We start from the raw sequence: 1,690 nt of genomic DNA on the forward strand, positions 1-1,690 counted from the left end.
GCTCAAATTACGCTAGGTGAAATGCTCGATGTTAATAACCCTCTGACCAATCAACCTTTGTCAGAATTTGCAGTGCCAGGTGAGCTGAGCCCTCCTTTGTTGATTCGCTTCGTCACAGACAATTATTACGAAGTGCTTGATAACAGCAATCCGGCTAGTCCTGAGCCTTTGTCGCCACCGATCAATAACCAGTTTTATGCGCAAGGCTTAAGCAACATGTTGTTTACGTCCGACCCAGGTGAAACCTTAGTGTCGGCAACAGGGCCAGATACCTTGACGCTACCAGCAGCTGGCGCGGGACCTTTTGTAAACGGTTATGGCGCGCAAACCTTACAAGTTCAGTCGCGAGACACCAATACCGGAATCGTGACATCGCAAACAGTGAATATTGCGGCTAACAGCTCCGCCAGACAAATCGCACAAGACCTCACTGCCGTCGAGGGCATTAAAGCAAATGCCTACACGCAAGTGCGACTCACTAATTTTGTAGATGATGGTGACCCGAACCCTTTAGGTTTAATCATTAATGGTGAGACGATTACCGTTACGCCTCCTGCTACCTATACGCCAGTAGAAATAGCGCGTGCCATTAACGATAACCCTAACCTTGACGTTATTGCTGTCAGTGATGGAACCCAAATAGACCTGCGTTCTGTGACGGGCGAAGACATTGTTATTGAGGTGACGGGTCTTGGTGATAGTGTCGATGTAAGTCGTATTGATCCGTATGCTGCTGGTTCGCCAGTTGTCGCCACGCAAACCGTCAACTCTGCACAAGGTATAGCGGTGGCTGGTGCTGTTGATATGTCGATGGCGCAAGGTATTTCATTTACGAGCAATACGGCGACAGTGTTTGATTTAGCGCCGCCAGCATTATCAGCTTATCGTGGTTTTACGTTTGAAATTCAAGGCGAAAGTGTAAAAGGGGATGAGTTCACCATTGAATACAATACCGATGGTGTATCTGATAACAGAAATGCCTTAGCGATGGCGGGGCTCGAGTTTGAAGGCTTAGTTGAGGGTTCGGTCTCGTATGGTGAGTCTTATGCGCAAGTGGTCGAGAAAGTCGGCACTGTAACCAATAGAGCGCGTCTTGAGAGTGAGTCTGCCAAGGCTTTGCTAGATCAAACATCCGGTCTAAGAGACTCGATCGCAGCGGTGAACTTAGATGAAGAAGCAGGCAAATTAGTGCAGTTTCAGGCTGCATATAACGCCTCTGCACAGGTGGTCTCGGTGGCACGAGATTTATTCGATACCCTGCTAGGCGCATTTAGATAGAGATAGGAACGAGCACATATGAGAATCTCTACAGTACAGATCTATGACAGAGCGATGTCGTCTATTCAAGATGTCACCGCGCAACAACAGAAAACGCAGCAGCAGCTCGCGTCGGGCAAGCGCGTACTGACGCCAGCCGATGATCCTGTTGCTTCCACGCGTATTCTAGAGCTGAAACAGGAGCTGTCGGTTAATCAGCAGTTTCAACGAAATGTTGAATTGGCTGAAGGGCGTTTATCACTGCAAGATGATCGCTTAGGTGGCATCAACGAAGTGATTGAGCGTTTGAGAACGCTTGCGGTTTCAGCGGGTAATGGTGCGCTTACAAAAGACGATCTAGGTTCGATCGCCGCAGAAGTAGAGTCACGTCTAGACCAGTTAGCAGGGCTACTCAATGCACGCGATGCAAGTG

The 1,690-nt window shown here is 48.8% G+C and carries 1 protein-coding gene and 1 pseudogene; both read left to right on the forward strand.

Going from position 1 to position 1,690, the window contains the following annotated elements:
* A pseudogene (locus A3739_RS30275) lies at positions 1-1,278 on the forward strand (flagellar hook-associated protein FlgK); the annotation flags it as partial.
* An 18-nt stretch (positions 1,279-1,296) separates the two neighbouring features.
* Positions 1,297-1,690 (forward strand): flagellar hook-associated protein FlgL (gene flgL / locus A3739_RS22430; protein WP_068502848.1); only part of this gene is annotated, 394 nt, incomplete at its 3' end.

The organism is Oleiphilus sp. HI0067 (assembly GCF_001635735.1).